This window comes from Collinsella aerofaciens (assembly GCF_015553355.1).
Lineage (GTDB): Bacteria > Actinomycetota > Coriobacteriia > Coriobacteriales > Coriobacteriaceae > Collinsella > Collinsella aerofaciens_V.
In genome coordinates, this window is the sequence record NZ_JADNGN010000005.1 from 36,437 (window position 1) to 53,516 (window position 17,080).

Genomic DNA, 17,080 nt, shown 5'->3' on the forward strand with positions numbered 1-17,080 from the left:
ACTGTCTTTTGGCCTTTGCGAACCCATTGAAGGCCTGGGTAGCTAATTTGGGACGGGGCTTTTTTGGCTACTCTAGCGATCGGCTGGCAAGTGTGGTCAAAAGCCCTGTTCCAAAATGACTGGTCTGGTGCTGAGCCACGAAAGCGGCCCATCTACTACGTTTGGCCCGCAGGGGTCGACCATAGCGGCATTTTCGGAAAATCAGCAAGCCGTCTACCAGCGGTTTTGATTTTTCGGATTTCGGTATGGTCGAGGGCAATCGGTTAAACGTAGTAGATAGGCCCGTTTCGTGGCGAACAGTAGGATTCGCGGTCTAAGGCTGCCGGTATCGGATGGCCTACCTGGAAGTTGTGGTGGAATAGCTCCTAAAATGCCCGTGGAAGCTTGAAAACAGGAACTATTTCACCGCAACTTAGGGCGGGATGGGGCTAGTGGCGGGATTGATGGCGGAGCTTGTCGATGGCGGCGTCGGTGCTGCGGTCGCGGGCGTCGGCAGCGGTTTGACGCTTGCGGCGGTAATCGATCATGCCTTGGATGATGGGCTTGCCAAAGCTCACGACATCATCGTTGTAGATGGCGGTTCGGGCTGCGAGGAGGCAGTCGGTAAAGTCCATATGGGTCTTGCCAAAGAGTTTGACGGCAAGGGCGACAACGGTGGGCTCGTCGACCATGACGTCATCGAGCAGCCTTTTCAAGGCCGCAGCAATCTCAACGCGGGGAACCTTATAGACGTCGCGCAGCGTGACCACGACGCGTGTGATGATTTCGGGGTAGACGCGAGCGGTGCGCGTGGCGATGACCTTGGCAGCGCGCGGTGACAGAACTTCGTCGTCGTCAAGCAGGTAGCGCAGGATGACGGTCTCGTCGATGATGGTGCTACTCATGGATATCTACTTCCTCGGGACCCAAAATTGAATCGTCGCTTTCTGTAGCAAGGTACTCAATCCAGGCATTGCGCTCCTCGGAGCGGCGATTGGGATCTCCATATGCTTTGAGCGATCCATAGGCGGCGGTGCCGTCCTTTGAGCGCACGGCGACCGGCTGAAAGGGAAGCTTGCGCATCAAAATACTCTGCGCGACAAAAAGGCGAACGGCCTCGGCAAGCGATGTGCCCATGGCGTCGTAGAGGCGCTCGGCATGCTGTTTGTCCTCTTCGCGAATGCGCACCTGCAGGATGGCTCGTTTTTGCGTCGATGACATCACTGGCCGCCCTTAATGAGCGTGCAATATGAATGGTCAAATACAGTATTGGCTATAATAGCCAATCTTATAACCACTACTTTATTGCACTAGAGTAATCGAGTGTGAACAACATTACAAACGTACTACATTCACCAGAAACGAGCGTGAAATCTTTCTTGGGCGTACGCATGTAATACACTCACCTTTATAGCTTCTAGAGAATAATTCCAACCTGCCAAAACCCCTGCAATACACCCGTAATGCAGGGCCTATGCTCAAGTTTGCCAGCTGCAACTGCGTATATTTAGCCTGTATATCGTTGGAGGAACTCTATCGAAGTGCCTGTTTCGCCGCATGCACTCGATACGCCGATGCCGGACCACGGGCGGTCCGGCGCAACGTCGACAGGGTCTCTCCGGCATGGGATTCAGGAGGGAGTGAACAACATGGGCAATAAACGAGTCGTGGCTGATTCTTCACGCTGCATTGGGTGCCAAACCTGTATGGCGGCGTGCATCGAGGCGCACGATATTCCCGGCAACATCGCCGCACCTCGCTTGCGCGTAACGCGCACCTACGAGATTTCCGCGCCGGTGGCATGTCACCACTGCGAGGACGCTCCGTGCGCCAAGGCCTGCCCCACGGGCGCCTTGTTCTTTGATCCAAAGAACCATCGCATCGGCGTCAACGAGGACAACTGCATCGGCTGCAAGAGCTGCGTCATGGCATGCCCCTTTGGCGCCGTGAGCGTGGCGACCACGCAGGTCCCCGTCTTGATGGGTGACGTTCGCGTGGGTTCGCAGACTAAGAGCTTCGTGCTCAAGTGCGACCTGTGCGTGGACCGTCCCGGCGGTCCGGCGTGTGCCGAGGCGTGTCCGACCAAGGGCCTCACCCTGGTGGACGAGGAGCGTCTGGCAGAACTGACTGCCGAGCGTGCCCGCGCCACCATCGAAAACGAGGCGTAAGCGTCGGGCGACAGGCCCAATGATTGTCAAATAAGTACCGAGTATTCGGTAGCAGAGAAAGGAAGGAGGGTGTCATGGAGAAGCATAAAGTGATCTGCCCGTATTGCGGCGCCGGTTGCCAGTTTAACCTCTTGGTCCAAAACGGCCAGGTCGTGGGTACCGAACCGCTCAACGGCATCACCAACCAGAGCGAGCTGTGCCTTAAGGGCATGAGCGGCTACGACTTCATCAACGACACCAAGATCTTGACTCCTCGCGTACTGCACCCGATGATCCGCCGCACTAAGGGCGCGGATCTTGAGCGCGTAAGCTGGGACGAGGCACTGGATTTCACCGCATCTAAGATGCAGGCCATAATTGACGAATATGGTCCTAACGCTGTCATGACCACCGGCTCTTCGCGAGGCGGCGGCAATGAGGCGAACTACGTCATGCAGAAGTTTACGCGTGCGTGCATCGGCACCCACAGCGTGGACAACTGCGCCCGTACTTGACACGGCCCTACTGTCCTCGGTCTGATGGACACGGTTGGTTCAGGTTGCATGTCATGCTCCATCCCCGGTATGGAGGATGCGGGCTGCATTTTCCTCTTCGGCTATAACCCTGCCGATTCGCACCCCATCGTCGCAAGGCGTATCGTGCGAGCCAAAGAAAAGGGTTGCAAGATCATCGTCGCCGACCCGCGCCATATCGAAACCGCGCGTATCGCCGATCTCTACCTTCCGATCAAGAACGGTTGCAATGTCGCGTTCCTCAACGCCTTTGCCAACTGCTTGGTCAACGATGGCCTCTACGACAAGGAATTCGTCGCCGAGCATACGAACGGCTTTGACGAGTGGTGGGAGACCATCAAGAACTACACTCCCGAATCCGTACAGGACATCACGGGTGTCGAGCCCGCGTTGATCCACCAAGCTGCCGAGATGTACGCCACGGCGAAGCCCTCTGCCATCATTGGCTGGGGCATGGGCGTATGCCAGCAGAAGCAGAACCTGAAGACGGTGCACACCATCGCCTCCATCGCCTGCGTTGCCGGCCAGATCGGCAAACCCAATTCCGGCCTCGCGCCCGTGCGTGGCCAGAATAACGTCCAGGGCTCCTGCGATATGGGCATGCTGCCCAACCTGTACCCTGGCTACCAGAAGGTCACCGACCCGGCTGTGCGTGCCAAGTTTGCCAAGGCTTGGGGCGTGCCCGAGGAAAAGCTCCCGCTCGAGGAGGGCTACAAACTCACCGACCTGGGCCACCTGGTCGACGAGGGCAAGGTGCACTGCTTCTACAACTACGGCGAGGACCCGGTGCAGACCGAGCCCGATTCGGCCGGTATGCGCAAGACGCTCTCCGAGCTGGATCTGTTCATTTGCCAGGACATCTTTATGACGCAGACGACCATGCTCGCCGACGTCATACTGCCCGCTACCTCTTGGGGCGAGCACGAGGGTGTCTTTACCGCATCCGACCGTAGCTTCCAGCACTTTGACGCGGCTGTTCCGCCCAAGGGCGAGTGCCGCCACGACTGGGAGATCTTCGCGGACCTGTCCACGCGTATGGGCTATCCCATGCACTACGACAACACCGAGCAGATCTGGAACGAGTGCATTAGCCTGTGCCCCAACTTTGTGGGCGCGACCTACGAGAAGATGGCTCCCGAGGGCGGTTACGCCCAGTGGCCGGTCAAGAGCACCGATGTGAACGACCACGGTACGCCCGACATGTTCGCTGGTGGCAAGTTCACCACCAAGGACGGCCGCGCCAACCTGATGGCGCACGACTGGGAGGCGCCCTCCGAGCTTCCCGACGATGAGTACCCGCTCATTCTGTGCACCGTCCGCGAGGTCGGTCACTACAGCTGCCGCTCGATGACCGGCAACTGCAAGACGCTGGCGCTGCTCGCCGACGAGCCCGGCTTTGTCCGCATGAATCCCGCGGACGCCCAGGCGCGCGGCATCAAGAACGGCGACATCGTCTCGATTCATAGCCGCCGCGGCCAGGTATACAGCCGCGCCGACGTGAGCGATCGCATCAATAAGGGCACGGTCTACATGACCTACCAGTGGTGGATCGGCAAGTGCAACGAGCTGACCATTCACAAGGTCGACCCGGTCTCGCATACGCCCGAGGACAAGTTCTCCGCCTGCCAGGTCGACGCCATTGCCGACCAGGTTTGGGCAGAGGGCGAGGTAGAGCGTCAGTACACCGAGCTCAAGCAGGCTCTGGTGGACGCCGCTGCTCCCCAGGACGTTGAGCCTGGCGCCGCCAAGTTCGACGACGAGACGCACGTGAACCAAATCGTGTAGTCCCGTTCTCGTTGGCTTTTTGGGCCGGGCGTCCCGTACGTTCGGGAGCCCGGCCCGTTATTTTGAAAGGAAGTGGGGATGAACCGCTTCATCGACATCAACCCGGAGAGGTGCATCGGCTGCGGAACATGCCAGTCCGCCTGTGCCGACGCCCACCGGATGCAGGGTCTTCAGGATACGCCGCGCCTGGCGCTCGTGAAGACCGGCGGTATTTCGGCCGCCCTTGCCTGCCACCATTGCGAGGGTGCTCCCTGCGCCGAGGTTTGCCCGGTGAATGCCATCGAGCACGATGGCGATCGCATCCACGTCAAGGAGCAGGAGTGCATCGGGTGCAGGCTGTGCGCCATCGCGTGCCCCTTCGGAGCCATCCATCCCGATGGCACGTCTATCGCCGGTGTCGCAGGCATGTGCGACCCGACGCCTTCGTATCCTAAGTCCCTGAGCAGCCTGCTTACGTGGGCTCCTGGCCAGTACACCTGCGCCGTCAAGTGCGACCTGTGTGCCTTCGATCCGGACGGCCCGCATTGTGTGGCGGCGTGCCCCACCAAGGCGCTGACCGTCATGGGCGGCGCGGCCGATCGCGAGCTCGACGAGGCCAAGCGCCTGCGCTCGATCGAAAACGGTCCAGTCGTCGACGTTACCGCTGTGGCCCAGGGCCTGTCCGAGAAAGCAGAAGGGAGCGTAAACAATGGATAGCATGACGCTGTTTATCGCATCGCTTGCCGTCTCGTGCATCGGTGCGCTCGCCTCGGTTCTGCTGATCAAGGCCGATAACGCCGCCAAGACCGCCGGCTGCCTGATCGGCGCCGTCGCGGCCGTGCTGTCGTTCATCGCGGGCCTCGAGGCCGTGCTTGGCGACGTTTCGTCCCTCAACACGGTCTTCTTCTTCCCGTTCGCCCGTCTCGAGCTCTTGCTCAACGGCCTTGCGGGCCTGATCGTGGTCCTCATCTCGATTCTCGCCTTTGCGGGCTTCATCTACGGCCTGTCCTACTTCGACGAGTACCCGGGCAAGGTCGGGCGCGCCGGCTTCTTTATGAACACCTTCGTCGCCTCGATGATGCTCGTCATCACCGCCGACAACGTGTTCTGGTTCCTGGTCGCCTTTGAGCTCATGTCCCTTACGAGCTACTTCCTTGTCGTTATCGAGGAGAACAAGAACTCCATTAGGGGCGGTTGGCTCTACTTCGTCATCGCGCACGTGGGCTTCGTTCTCATCATGGCGAGCTTCCTGCTCATGACCAACGGCGTGGGCGGTTCCTTCAGCTTCAGTGATTTCCGTACGCATGACTTTGGACCCGCCGTCTCCTCCGCGTGCTTCGTCCTTGCGTTCTTCGGATTTGGCGCGAAGGCCGGTATCATTCCGCTGCACTCCTGGCTGCCCCAGGCGCATCCCGAGGCGCCGTCCAACGTGTCCGCCCTCATGTCCGGCGGCATGATCAAGATCGGCATCCTGGGAATCCTCAAGGTCGGTCTCGACCTGCTCGCGGGTTCGGGCGTCCAGCTCTGGTGGGGCCTCATGGTCCTGGTCTTCGGATCCATCTCGTCGGTCCTGGGTGTCGTCTACGCCCTCCACGAGCACGACATCAAGCGCCTGCTTGCCTATCACTCCGTCGAGAACATCGGCATCATCTTGCTCGGTGTCGGCGCGTCCATGACGGCGCACGCCCTGGGCAACGACGTCATCGCGACGATCGCGCTCATGGCCGCCCTCTACCACACGCTCAACCACGCCATGTTCAAGGGCGAGCTGTTCCTCGGCGCGGGCTCCCTGCTCTATGCCACGGGTACGCGCAACATGGAGAAGATGGGCGGTCTGTTCCGCCGCATGCCGGTCACGGCCGTCTGCTTCCTCATCGGTGCCCTTGCCATCTCGGCCATCCCGCCGCTCAACGGCTTCGTTTCCGAGTGGTTCACCTACCAGTCCCTGTTCAACATCTCGACGCTCTCCGACCCGGTCGTCATGGTGTTCGCCGTCGCCTCCGCGGCCGCCCTCGCCATCACCGGTGCCCTGGCCGTCACGTGCTTCGTGAAGGCCTACGGCGTCTCGTTCGCGAGCAGCCCTCGTTCCCAGGAGGCCGCGAACGCCAAGGAGTCCCCGGCTCCGATGTTGTTCTCGCAGATGCTCCTCGCGGCCATCTGCGTGGTACTGGGAATCGGCTCCCCGGTCATCGCCCCGGTTCTGGGCGACGTCGCCCAGAGCGTGCTTGCCGGCTCCGCCGTCACAGCCACCTCGGGCGTGTCTCTCGTGAACGAGATTTCCGGTGCCGCCACCTCCACCCCCGCGATCGCCATCGGGCTCGTGGTCCTCACCGGCCTCGCGTTCGCGTTGAGGTCCTGCCTCGGCGCCAAGGCCCCCGCTAAGAAGACCGACCCTTGGGCGTGCGGCTACGAGCCCAACGAGCACATGCCCGTCGTCGCCACGAGCTTCGCGTCCGACGTCGAACTCTTCATGGGCCCGCTCTACACCCTGCGCGAGGTATGCACCAAGATCTGCTGGTCCATCGCGCACGTGTTCCAGAAGCTCACCGGTGTCGCCCAGGGCGTCGAGCCCCTGCCCGACCGTTTCCTGGTCGATGCACCGAGCGAGGGTGCCGACAAGCTGGCCGGCCTCGCCTCCAAGATCGAGGGCGGCAACTACTCCGTATACATCTGCTACATCGTCGCGGCGCTCGTGGTCTTCCTCGTGCTCGCCGTGGTCATGGTCTAGAGAGGGGGGAGGATATTATGAACATCGTTCTTGCGATGGCGCAGGGCCTCGTGGTCATGCTGGTCGCGCCCTTCTTCTCCGGCCTCGCCCGTGTGATTCGCGCGAAGATGCACAATCGCCGCGGTCCGTCCATCCTTCAGGATTACCGGGACCTCGCGAAGCTCATGGCGCGTCCCGAGTCCGTGAGTTCCGACTCGAGCTTCGTGCTGCGCATCATGCCGCCGCTGTTCCTCGCGGTGTCGTTTATGCTCGCCATGGGCCTGCCCATGTTCACGCTCCAGAGCCCCATGCCCGTCTTTGGTGACGCCATCACCATCATGTACGCGCTCGCGCTGTCCCGCTTCTTCTTCGCGCTGTCCGGCGTGGATTCCTCCAACGCCTACGCGGGCTTCGGCGGTATCCGCGAGCTCCTCATGAGCGTGCTCATCGAGCCGTCCATGCTCATCGCGCTGTTCACCGTCGCCATCGTGTGCGGCTCCACGGACATTGCGACCATGGGTCAGCACATCGTTACGGGCAACGTCTCGAGCGTCGTCGCCGTTATCCTCGCCGGCGTCGCCTTCGCGGCCGCCTGTTACATGGAGCTCGGCAAGCTTCCGTTCGATCAGGCCGAAGCCGAGCAGGAGCTCCAGGAGGGCCCGCTCGCCGAGCTCTCCGGCCCGTCCCTGGCCATGATGAAGCTCGCCATGGGCATGAAGCAGGTCGTGGTCGTCGCTTGGTTCACCTCCATCTTCATCCCCTGGGGAGAGCCCGCGACCATCGGCGTCACCGCTCTCGTGGGCGCCGTCGTCTTCCTCGTCAAGTGCCTGGTCGATTTCGTCGTCTGCGGCGTGCTCGAGAACTCCGTTTCCCGTTCGCGCTTCAAGGTGCTCGGTAACCAGACCTGGGCCGTCGTCGGCATCGCGGTCCTCGCGTTCGTCTTCGTCGTCGTAGGCGTGTAGGGAGAAGGGAGAAACTATGTCAATCGAATCGAGCTTGTCCCTCTTTGCCATGGTGGCGATCGCCGTCCCCATGCTGGGCTCCCTGCTCATCGTCATGCTGCCGCGTCCCTACGCTAAATGGATCTGCGCCTTTGCCGGCGGCATCGCCACGGTCGCTTCCGTTGGCTTGGCCGCGACGTTTGCCGGAAACGGCATGAACGCGGTCGATGTAACCTGGGCGAGTATGGGCCAGACCTTGGTCATGGGCTTCATATTCGACCGGATGAGCACGCTGCTCGCACCCGCGTTCGTCGCTATCGGCCTGCTCGTCGTCATCTATTCGTTCCCGTACATGAGCGATAAGAATAAGGAGCATCCCGACGCGCCCCGTCGTCGCTTCTACGTGTACTTCTCCACGTTCATCGGCGCCATGGCCGGTCTCGCCTACAGCTCCACCATCGTCGGCCAGCTCGTTTTCTTCGAGATCACCGGTGTGTGCTCCTGGGGCCTCATCAGCTACTACATGACGCCCACGGCCAAGAAGGCCGGTATGAAGGCGCTCATCATCACCCATATCGGCGCTCTGGGACTCTACATCGGCGCGGCCTTCCTGTTCGCCGGAACCGGCACGTTCGCGCTGAGCGCGATCTCCCAGCTCGATTCCGGTATGAAGACCGTCGTGCTGCTGCTCATCCTGTTCGCTGCTTGGGCCAAGTCCGCCCAGTTCCCGCTCTACATGTGGCTGCCCTCCGCAATGGAGGCCCCCACGCCCGTTTCCGCCTACCTTCATGGCGCGTCCATGGTTAAGGTCGGCGTGTGCGTGTTCGCCCGCGCTCTTGCGAGCGCCGGCGATATCCCCGAGATCGTCGGTTGGGTCGCCATCATCGACGCCGTCGTGACCATGCTCTTCGGCTTCCTCATGTACCTGCCCCAGAAGGATATGAAGCGCCTGCTCGCCTTCTCGACGATCGCGCAGCTCGCCTACGTGTTCTTTGGCCTGGGCCTCTCCGTGTTCGGAAGCCAGATGGCGTTTAACGGCGCCGTCGAGCACATCTTCAACCACGCGTTCACCAAGACCCTGTTCTTCCTCATCGCTGGCTCTCTCAGCTTCACGCTGGGAACCCGTATGCTGCCCAAGATCCAGGGCCTCATGAAGAAGTACCCGGTCACGGGCGTGGGCTTTGCGGTCGCCGCGACCGCTATCGCCGGCGTGCCCCCCATGAGCACGTTCTTTTCCAAGTTCCAGATCATTTCCGGTGGCTTCGCGGTTGGTGCTACCAACACGGTCATCTTTGTCCTCGTGTGCGTCATGGTCGTCGAGACCGTCGCCACCTTCGCATGGTTCCTGCGTTGGATGGGTGAGGTCCTGCCCGGTGAGCCGAGCGAGACCGTGGCCGCCGGCCAGCCCCTTCCGCGCGCCATGGCGTTCGTGTTCGTCGTCCTCATGATCATGGTCGTCGTCGCCGGTCCTCTGTCCTCTAGTTGGATGGGTTAGGAGGTAGGACATGGGTTATTCGTTAGTCAATATCCTGGGCGGTCTTCTGATCGTGACCTCCACCATGGTGGTCGTGTCGAAGACCATCCCGTCCGCCATCAAGTGGTACGCGATCCAGTCGGTTGTCTTGGTGGGCGTGCTGCTCACCCTGGGCCTCACCACCGGTGCCACCGAGCTTCTCATGTGGGCCGCGTCGGCCTTCTTCACCAAGGTGATCCTCGTTCCGTTCATTCTCAACCGTGCCTACAAAAAGATGGGTTCGCCTGCCGATAGCACGCTGACCTCCTCCATCAAGCCGGCCTGGACCATCATCCTCACCGGTCTGGAGGTGGCCGTCTGCTTCGCGGTGGTCACGCGCCTGACGCTGCCCACCGCCGAGGTGGCTACTCCGGCCCTCGCCATCAGCTTCGCGCACTTCTTCGTCGGCCTCACGTGCATCATCTCCCAGCGCAACATCCTCAAGCAGATCTTCGGGTACTGCCTTATGGAGAACGGTAGCCACGTGACGCTCGCCCTGCTCGCGCCCACGGCCCCCGAGATCATCGAGATCGGCATCGCCACCGACGCCATTTTCGCCGTCATCATCATGTCCGCCGTCGTCGTGAGGATCTGGAACGACACCAAGTCGCTCGACTCCCACGACCTTACCGAATTGAAGGGGTAGGCCATGGATGTTTCAATGCTGACGGTCGCCCTGCTCGCTTGTCCCCTTGTGTTCTCCCTGATTATGGCTGCGCTCCCCAAGACGACGTCCTACAGCGTCTTCGCGGGGCTCAACACCATCTCCGTCGCGGCGACCCTCGTCCTTTCGGTCGTCACCGCGGGAACCATGCTCTCGAGCGGGCAGAATATCGACGCCTTGGGCCTGTGGCTCCATCTCGATTCGCTCTCGTCGATCTTCGTCCTTCTGGTAGGCATCATTGGGTTCATCACCGGCGTGTACTCCATCTCCTATATCAAGATCGATATCGAGGAGAAGACCATGCCGGCCGAGCGCACCAAGCAGTACTACGCGCTGTTTAGCCTGTTCGTCTTCACGATGCTGCTCGCCTGCCTGTCCAACAACATCATCCTCACCTGGGCGGCGGTCGAGGCCACCACGCTGTCGACCGTGTTCCTCGTGGGTATCTACAAGAACAAACAGGCGCTCGAGGCGTCTTGGAAGTACGCGATGGTCTGCACCGCCGGCGTGGCCTTCGGCCTGTTCGGCACGCTGCTCATCTACGCGAACGCCGCCGATATCATGCCCAACGCGCATGAGGCTGCCTTCCTTACCTCCATCATGCCCTACGCCGACCAGTTCGACCCGATGCTCGTGCGCCTCGCGTTCGCGTTCATCGTCATCGGCTTCGGCACCAAGGCGGGCCTGTTCCCCATGCACACCTGGCTGCCCGACGCGCACTCCCAGGCTCCGAGCCCGGTTTCCGCGCTGCTCTCGGGCGTGCTGCTCAAGTGCGCCATGCTGGTGATTATCCGCTTCTACTCCCTGTCCATCATCACGGTGGGCGACACCTATCCGCGAACGCTCCTGCTCATCCTGGGCACGCTGTCCATCCTGGTGGCCGCCCTGTGCATCTTCAAGCAGGACGATATCAAGCGTCGCTTCGCGTACTCCTCCGTCGACAACGTCGGTGTGGTCGCGCTGTGCCTGGGTATCGGTGGTCCGCTCGGTATCGCCGCCTGCCTGCTGCACTGCACCTTCCATGGCTTCACGAAGGCGCTCGCCTTCTGCATGGCCGGTAACATCCAGCACATCTACCACACCCGCGACCTGAACAAGATCAAGGGCGTCGTCGAGATTGCTCCTGTCACGGCAGCGCTCACCATCATCGCCCTGCTCGCGCTCGCCGCCTTCCCGCCGTTCGCCCTGTTCATCTCCGAGTTCCTCACCTTCGTGGCCGGCATACAGTCCGGTCCCATCTGGGTGGTCGTGCTCGTGGCCATCGGCCTCACCGGCGTGTACTTTGCCCTTACCGGCATTGCGCTCAAGTCCATCTTCGGCAAGGCGCCCGAGGGCATGAAGCGCCACGAGGTGCCCGCCCTCATGATCATCCCCGAGATCGCCCTCGCGATCGTGGTCATGTGGTTCGGTATCGCCACCCCGGTCGCCATTACGAGCGGCGTCGAGGATGCAACGTCCGTCGTTTTGAACCAGAGCGTCGAAGAGCTCCACGAGGCCCCTCTCTACCGCATGGTGTTCAGCTCCCAGACCAAGACAAGCGAGGTGAATTAGCACCATGGCAGAACCTGAAAAGAAGGACTACGCTCGTCGCTGCGAAAGCCACGTCGAGGCCCTGCGCGCCGCAGTGCCGGGCGCTATCGAGAAGGTCGAATGGCAGTGCGAGGACCAGCTGACGATCACCGTCAAGCTGGACCGTCTGCCCGAGGCCGTCCACTACCTGTACTACGAGCGCTACGGCTGGATTCCCGTGATTGTCGGCAACGACGAGCGCAGCCTGTGCGGTCGCTACGCCGTGTACTACGTCATTTCCATGGAGGGCGAGGACCCCGGCTGGGTGACCGTCCGCGCCGAGGTCGACCCCGCCAAGATGACGTTCCCGAGCGTGACGCCGTTCGTCCCCGCCTGCGTGTGGGGCGAGCGCGAGCTGCGCGATATGTTCGGCCTGATCCCCGAGGGCCTGCCCGATCGTCGTCGCCTGGTGCTGCCCGACGATTGGCCCAGCGGCCTGTACCCGCTGCGCAAGGACTCCATGGACTACCGCTTCCGTCCCGCTCCCGCGAGCGACATGGAAAACTACGAGTTCTTGGCCGACACCAAGGGCAAGGAGACCACGCTCGTCCCCATGGGCCCGCTGCACATTACCTCCGACGAGCCCGGCCACTTCCGCCTGTTCGTCGAGGGCGAGACGATCGTGGACGCTGACTACCGTCTGTTCTACGTGCACCGCGGTATGGAGAAGGTCGCCGAGACGCGCCTGAACTATGACGCCGTGACGTTCCTCGCCGACCGCATCTGCGGCATCTGCGGCTGCGCCCACTCGGTGGCCTACGCCGAGGCCGTCGAGCGCGCTCAGGGCATCCATGTCCCGCCGCGCGCCCAGTACATCCGCGCTATCATGCTCGAGGTCGAGCGCCTGCACTCGCATCTGCTCAACATTGGCCTTGCATCGCACTACACCGGCTTCGACTCCGGCTTCCAGCAGTTCTTCCGCGTCCGCGAGAAGTCCATGGACCTGGCCGAGAAACTCTCCGGTCACCGCAAGACCTACGGCCTCAACGTGATCGGCGGCGTGCGTCGCGACATTTTGGCCGAGCAGAAGCTCTCCACGCTCACGACCATTCACCAGCTGCGCTCCGAGGTTCAGGAACTCGTCGACGTCTTGCTCTCCACGCCCAACTTTATCGAGCGTACGAGCGGTATCGGCATTCTAGACCGCAAGATCGCACGCGACTTCTCGCCGGTCGGCCCGCTCATGCGTGGCTCGGGCTATGCCCGCGACGTCCGCTTTGACCATCCCTTCGACGGCTACGCCGATCCGGACGTCCAAAAGATGCATGCTGCCACGGCAGACACCTGCGATGCCTTCGGCCGTACCGCCGTTCGCATCCAGGAGGTCTACGATTCGATCGACATGATCGAGACCATGCTCGAGAACTGCCCGTCGGGCCCCATCCTCACCACGGATTGGGAGTACACCCCGCACAAGTACGCCATCGGCGCCACCGAGGCGCCGCGCGGCGAGGACGTGCACTGGGCCATGCTCGGCAATAACCAGAAGTGCTACCGCTGGCGCGCCAAGGCCGCCACGTACAGCAACTGGCCGGTCCTGCGCTACATGTTCCGCGGCAACACCGTGGGCGACGCTGCGCTGATCGTCGGTTCGCTCGACCCGTGCTACTCCTGCACCGACCGCGTGACGGTGACCGATGTCGCCGCCAAGCGCGACCACGTGCTCGACAAGGAGCAGTTTGAAAACGTCTGGCGCGACAAGTCGCCGCTTGCGGGCGAGGGCACCATGGCCGCCCCGCTCGATGAGGAGGCGCTCTAATATGCTGAAGCTTTGGAAGGTTAACGCCAAGGCCGGCGACGCGACGGTCAAGTACCCGTTTGCGCAGTTCCCCACCAACAAGGACATGCGCGGCAAGCCCGAGCACAATGCCGAGCTCTGCATCGCCTGCGGTGCCTGCGGCGTGGCGTGCCCGGCCGATGCCATTCGCATGGACACCGACCTTGCGGCCGACACCATCACCTGGTCGATCGACTACGGCCGCTGCATCTTCTGCGGCCGCTGCGAGGAAGCCTGCCCCATGGAGGCCATCAAGCTCACCGAGGAGTTTGAGCTGGCCGTCATGAGTAAGGACGACCTCACCAGCAAGAGCGTCTATACGCTCGAGCACTGCTCGCGTTGCGGCAAGCCGTTTGCCCCGCACAAGGAGATCGACTACGCCAAGCGCCTGCTGCAAAAGGCCGGCGGCATGGAGGCCGAGCAGGCCGCCCGTACCGTCGGTATGTGCCAGGAGTGCAAGCGCGAGCTCGACGCCCTGCGCGCCGCGTCGGCCGTAAAGACCGGCAACGCTGCCGGCATGGCTGCCAACGAGACGCTTGCATCCGGCGAGCCCCAGGGCCCCGGCATGGAGTATCTGGGCGGCCACGGCGTGAACCCGGAGTATATCGACCGCGAGCTCAACCCCGATGCGCCCGAGATTCCCGCCGGTCCTGCACCGGTCGAGGGCATCATCATGGATTTTGATACGAAGGAGGAGTAACCATGGCCGAACCCACGCTTTTGCCCGAGCGGCTTCAGTACCGCCCGACCAAGATCGAGCTCGACGAGAGCATCGAGAAGGCCAAGGCGACCCTTCTTAAGAAGATCAAGCGCTCGGTGTACGTCTACCGCGTTGACTGCGGCGGCTGCAACGGCTGCGAGATCGAGATCTTCGGTTCCATCACGCCCGTCTTCGATGTCGAGCGCTTTGGCATCAAGGTCGTGCCCTCGCCCCGTCACGCCGATGTGCTGCTGTACACCGGCGCCGTGACGCGTGCCATGCGCATGCCGGCCCTGCGCGCCTTTGAGGCCGCACCCGATCCCAAGATCGTAGTGTCCTATGGCGCGTGCGGCTGCACCGGCGGCATCTTCTACGACAACTACTGCGTCTGGGGCGGCACGGACAAGATTCTGCCGGTCGATGTCTACATCCCCGGCTGCCCGCCCAGCCCCGCGCAGACCGTCTACGGCTTTGCCATGGCACTTGGTCTGCTGGACCAAAAACTCCATGCCGAGACCACGGTGGAGGCCGCCGGCGAGCAGGCCGATATCCTGCACCCCGGCGTGCCGTACAAGCTGCGCGTTGCCATTGAGCGCGAAGCTCGCGCCATGAGCGGCTACCGTTACGGCCGCGACTTGGCCAACGAGTTTATGGATACGCTCGAGGGCGCGCCCAAGGGCGATATCCGCGGTGCCATGGCGCTGCTCATCGACAAGCAGGATGATCCGCGCCGCGTCGAGGTGTACTCGGCGCTGCAGGATCTGGTGCTGGCCGGAGGTCGCTAGATGGAGCTCACGGACCGCTCTGGTTACTTTGCGGGCCCCGGCATGCTCGGCGGCTCCTTTGGCGATGCCTCGCGCGCAAGCGACGAGGCTGCCGAGGGCGTCGCCGACCCCTGCCTGGGCCACGCGCCCGACCAGGTGGTCTTTTACGAGCTCACGCGTAAGTTTGTGGAGACCGAGGAAGACGTTCCCCAGGAGGCCTGCGACGTGCTGTACTACACGCTCGCCGTGGGCCACCACACCGGCGTGCTCGACTGCTTTGAACCGCGCCTGTCGGTGCCGGTGAACGTGTTCTATTCGCTCGTCGACGCGCTGCCGGAGGGGGAGGCCAAAACCAAGTTCGAGGCCATCCGCTCCTTTGGTGAGTGCCAGCTCGACAAGGCGGCGGTGCCGTCGCTGCTCGAGGCCTGCGACACGCTGCTCGACGAGCGCGGTTTTCGCGGGTCGGTCAAGGCCGGCATCTCGGTGTTCGACGACGACTTTGGCCTGCATGCCCAGCAGGTCGCGTTCTTAATGAAGTTTCGCGATCTGGTTGAGCGCGTGCGCGATGTGTCGGGCGTGTATCTGACGGGAAGGTTGCAGTAATGGGTCGCGTTGTGGATGGTCGTGTGAACGGCGCCCCGTTTGCGGGTATCGTGCTCACGGCGGGAAGCGTGCTGCGTGCCGACGATGCCGCCGGCCCCGTACTCTCCAAAAAGATGGAGGACGCGCCCATCGCCGGTTGGTACACCATCGACGGAGGCCAAACGCCCGAGGACGACATCATCGAGGTCAAGCGCGAGCGTCCGCCGCGTTTGGTTTTGGTTGATGCCGCCGATATGGCGCTGCCCGTCGGCGCCATTCGCTTGCTCGACAAACGTGATGTGGCCCGCAAGTCGATGTTCACCACGCATTCGCTTCCCCTGTCGATTCTGATCGAAGAGATTGAGCAATCGTGCGATGATATCGTCTTCATAGGGATTCAGCCGGGCGATACGGAGTTCTATAACCCCATGTCCCCGGAGGTCTTTGAGGCCGTCGACGCCGTGTACGACGCCGTGGCCGCCAACGACTTTTCCCACTTTGTCCGCTTGGGGCAAGAGCAATAGGAGCGCTTGTTCCTGCTGAATAGGAAAGAAGTGATTGACATGGCAGATTCCAAGGTGGAGTACCCCGCTCCCGATTGCCTGGCGCCCGCCGCGATCGAGGCCAAGACCGAGACCGCCGGCGTGACCAAGGCTAACCTGCCGGTCGCTAAGGCCTTTCTGTTGGCAATGTTCGCCGGCGCGTTTATCGCCTTCGGCGGCCTGTTCTTTACGGTGTTCTTGAGCGACAGCACGCTGGGCTGGGGTGCCCAGCGTGTCGTGGGCGGCCTGTGCTTTTGCCTGGGCCTGGTGCTCGTGCTGGTGTGTGGCGCCGAGCTGTTTACCGGCAATTCGCTTATGGTCTGCGCGCTCAAGAGCAAAAAGATCACTCTGGCCCAGATGCTCAAGGCCTGGGTCGTCGTGTGGGTCGGCAATTATGTCGGTGCCCTGTTCATCGTCTTTTTGGTGTACATGGCCGGCATCTATAAGCTCAACGGCGAGGCGGTCGCCAACTCCATGGTGAGCGTCGCCGCCGGCAAGGTGACGATCGACTGGGTGACGATCTTCTTCCGCGGCATCCTGTGCAACATCTTTGTGTGCCTGGCCGTGTGGATCGGTACCGCCGGCAAGACCGTGGTCGATAAGGTCGTGGGCATTCTGCTGCCCATCGCAGCCTTTGTGGCCTGCGGTTTTGAGCACTGCGTTGCCAACATGTACTTTTTGCCCATGGGCGCCGTGATGCATGCATGCGGTTATGGTGCCAAGGTTGCCGGGGCCGATGCACTCAACGTCGCGGGCATTGCGTTTAACCTATCCGCCGCCACGCTGGGCAACATCGTGGGCGGTGCGGTTCTGATCGCGCTCGGCTACTGGTTTATCTACGCCAAGAAGTCCGAGGCGTAAGGTACCGTCTGTTTGACGTTGGGCCTCCCGCGGGGCG

At 62.1% G+C, this 17,080-nt stretch carries 16 protein-coding genes; 14 read left to right on the plus strand and 2 right to left on the minus strand.

Annotated elements, in window-relative coordinates; genetic code table 11:
* Positions 1-428: 428 nt before the first annotated feature.
* Positions 429-884 carry a PIN domain-containing protein gene (locus I2D57_RS02545; RefSeq protein WP_195361353.1) on the minus strand — a complete coding sequence of 152 codons (456 nt, stop codon included), beginning with the start codon at positions 882-884 and terminating at the stop codon, positions 429-431.
* A complete protein-coding gene (locus I2D57_RS02550; protein WP_117765829.1) occupies positions 877-1,200 on the minus strand; it encodes a type II toxin-antitoxin system RelB/DinJ family antitoxin in 324 nt (107 codons plus the stop codon). Before I2D57_RS02550 ends, I2D57_RS02545 begins: the two co-directional genes overlap by 8 nt.
* A 428-nt stretch (positions 1,201-1,628) precedes the next feature.
* Here I2D57_RS02550 and I2D57_RS02555 point away from each other — a divergent pair, with 428 nt between their 5' ends.
* The 14 genes from I2D57_RS02555 (at position 1,629) to I2D57_RS02620 (ending at position 17,043) form a co-directional block, all read left to right on the plus strand.
* A complete protein-coding gene (locus tag I2D57_RS02555; RefSeq protein ID WP_022095206.1) occupies positions 1,629-2,147 on the plus strand; it encodes a 4Fe-4S dicluster domain-containing protein in 519 nt (172 codons plus the stop codon).
* 74 nt (positions 2,148-2,221) lie between these two features.
* Positions 2,222-4,444: a formate dehydrogenase subunit alpha gene (fdhF, locus tag I2D57_RS09980; protein WP_082421866.1), complete on the plus strand. Its 2,223-nt coding sequence runs from the start codon at positions 2,222-2,224 to the stop codon at positions 4,442-4,444.
* A gap of 78 nt (positions 4,445-4,522) precedes the next feature.
* Complete coding sequence (locus I2D57_RS02565) at positions 4,523-5,140, plus strand: 4Fe-4S dicluster domain-containing protein (protein WP_022095203.1); 618 nt, start codon at positions 4,523-4,525, stop codon at positions 5,138-5,140.
* Entirely contained in the window at positions 5,133-7,151 is a 2,019-nt protein-coding gene (gene hyfB / locus I2D57_RS02570) for a hydrogenase 4 subunit B (RefSeq protein ID WP_195361354.1), read from the plus strand. The genes I2D57_RS02565 and hyfB overlap by 8 nt, the downstream gene beginning before the upstream one ends.
* Positions 7,152-7,168: 17 nt before the next feature.
* A complete protein-coding gene (locus I2D57_RS02575) occupies positions 7,169-8,092 on the plus strand; it encodes a respiratory chain complex I subunit 1 family protein (RefSeq protein WP_006234113.1) in 924 nt (307 codons plus the stop codon).
* A 16-nt stretch (positions 8,093-8,108) separates the two neighbouring features.
* Positions 8,109-9,566: a hydrogenase 4 subunit D gene (locus I2D57_RS02580; protein WP_195361355.1), complete on the plus strand. Its 1,458-nt coding sequence runs from the start codon at positions 8,109-8,111 to the stop codon at positions 9,564-9,566.
* 10 nt (positions 9,567-9,576) lie between these two features.
* Positions 9,577-10,230: a hydrogenase 4 membrane subunit gene (hyfE, locus tag I2D57_RS02585; protein WP_195361356.1), complete on the plus strand. Its 654-nt coding sequence runs from the start codon at positions 9,577-9,579 to the stop codon at positions 10,228-10,230.
* A gap of 3 nt (positions 10,231-10,233) precedes the next feature.
* On the plus strand, positions 10,234-11,799 hold the full coding sequence (locus tag I2D57_RS02590) for a hydrogenase 4 subunit F (RefSeq protein WP_195361357.1): 1,566 nt from the start codon (positions 10,234-10,236) through the stop codon (positions 11,797-11,799).
* Between the two features lie 4 nt (positions 11,800-11,803).
* Positions 11,804-13,576: a hydrogenase large subunit gene (locus I2D57_RS02595; protein WP_118206179.1), complete on the plus strand. Its 1,773-nt coding sequence runs from the start codon at positions 11,804-11,806 to the stop codon at positions 13,574-13,576.
* A 1-nt stretch (position 13,577) separates the two neighbouring features.
* Positions 13,578-14,294, plus strand: a complete 717-nt coding sequence (locus I2D57_RS02600) for a formate hydrogenlyase complex iron-sulfur subunit (RefSeq protein ID WP_195361358.1) — start codon at positions 13,578-13,580, stop codon at positions 14,292-14,294.
* A 2-nt stretch (positions 14,295-14,296) separates the two neighbouring features.
* On the plus strand, positions 14,297-15,079 hold the full coding sequence (locus I2D57_RS02605) for an NADH-quinone oxidoreductase subunit B family protein (protein ID WP_006234107.1): 783 nt from the start codon (positions 14,297-14,299) through the stop codon (positions 15,077-15,079).
* Positions 15,080-15,661 (plus strand): formate hydrogenlyase maturation HycH family protein, encoded by a 582-nt coding sequence (locus I2D57_RS02610; RefSeq protein WP_195361359.1) that lies wholly within the window; start codon positions 15,080-15,082, stop codon positions 15,659-15,661.
* A complete protein-coding gene (gene hycI, locus I2D57_RS02615) occupies positions 15,661-16,164 on the plus strand; it encodes a hydrogenase maturation peptidase HycI (RefSeq protein WP_195361360.1) in 504 nt (167 codons plus the stop codon). Before I2D57_RS02610 ends, hycI begins: the two co-directional genes overlap by 1 nt.
* Positions 16,165-16,203: 39 nt before the next feature.
* Entirely contained in the window at positions 16,204-17,043 is an 840-nt protein-coding gene (locus tag I2D57_RS02620; protein ID WP_195361361.1) for a formate/nitrite transporter family protein, read from the plus strand.
* Positions 17,044-17,080: the final 37 nt, after the last annotated feature.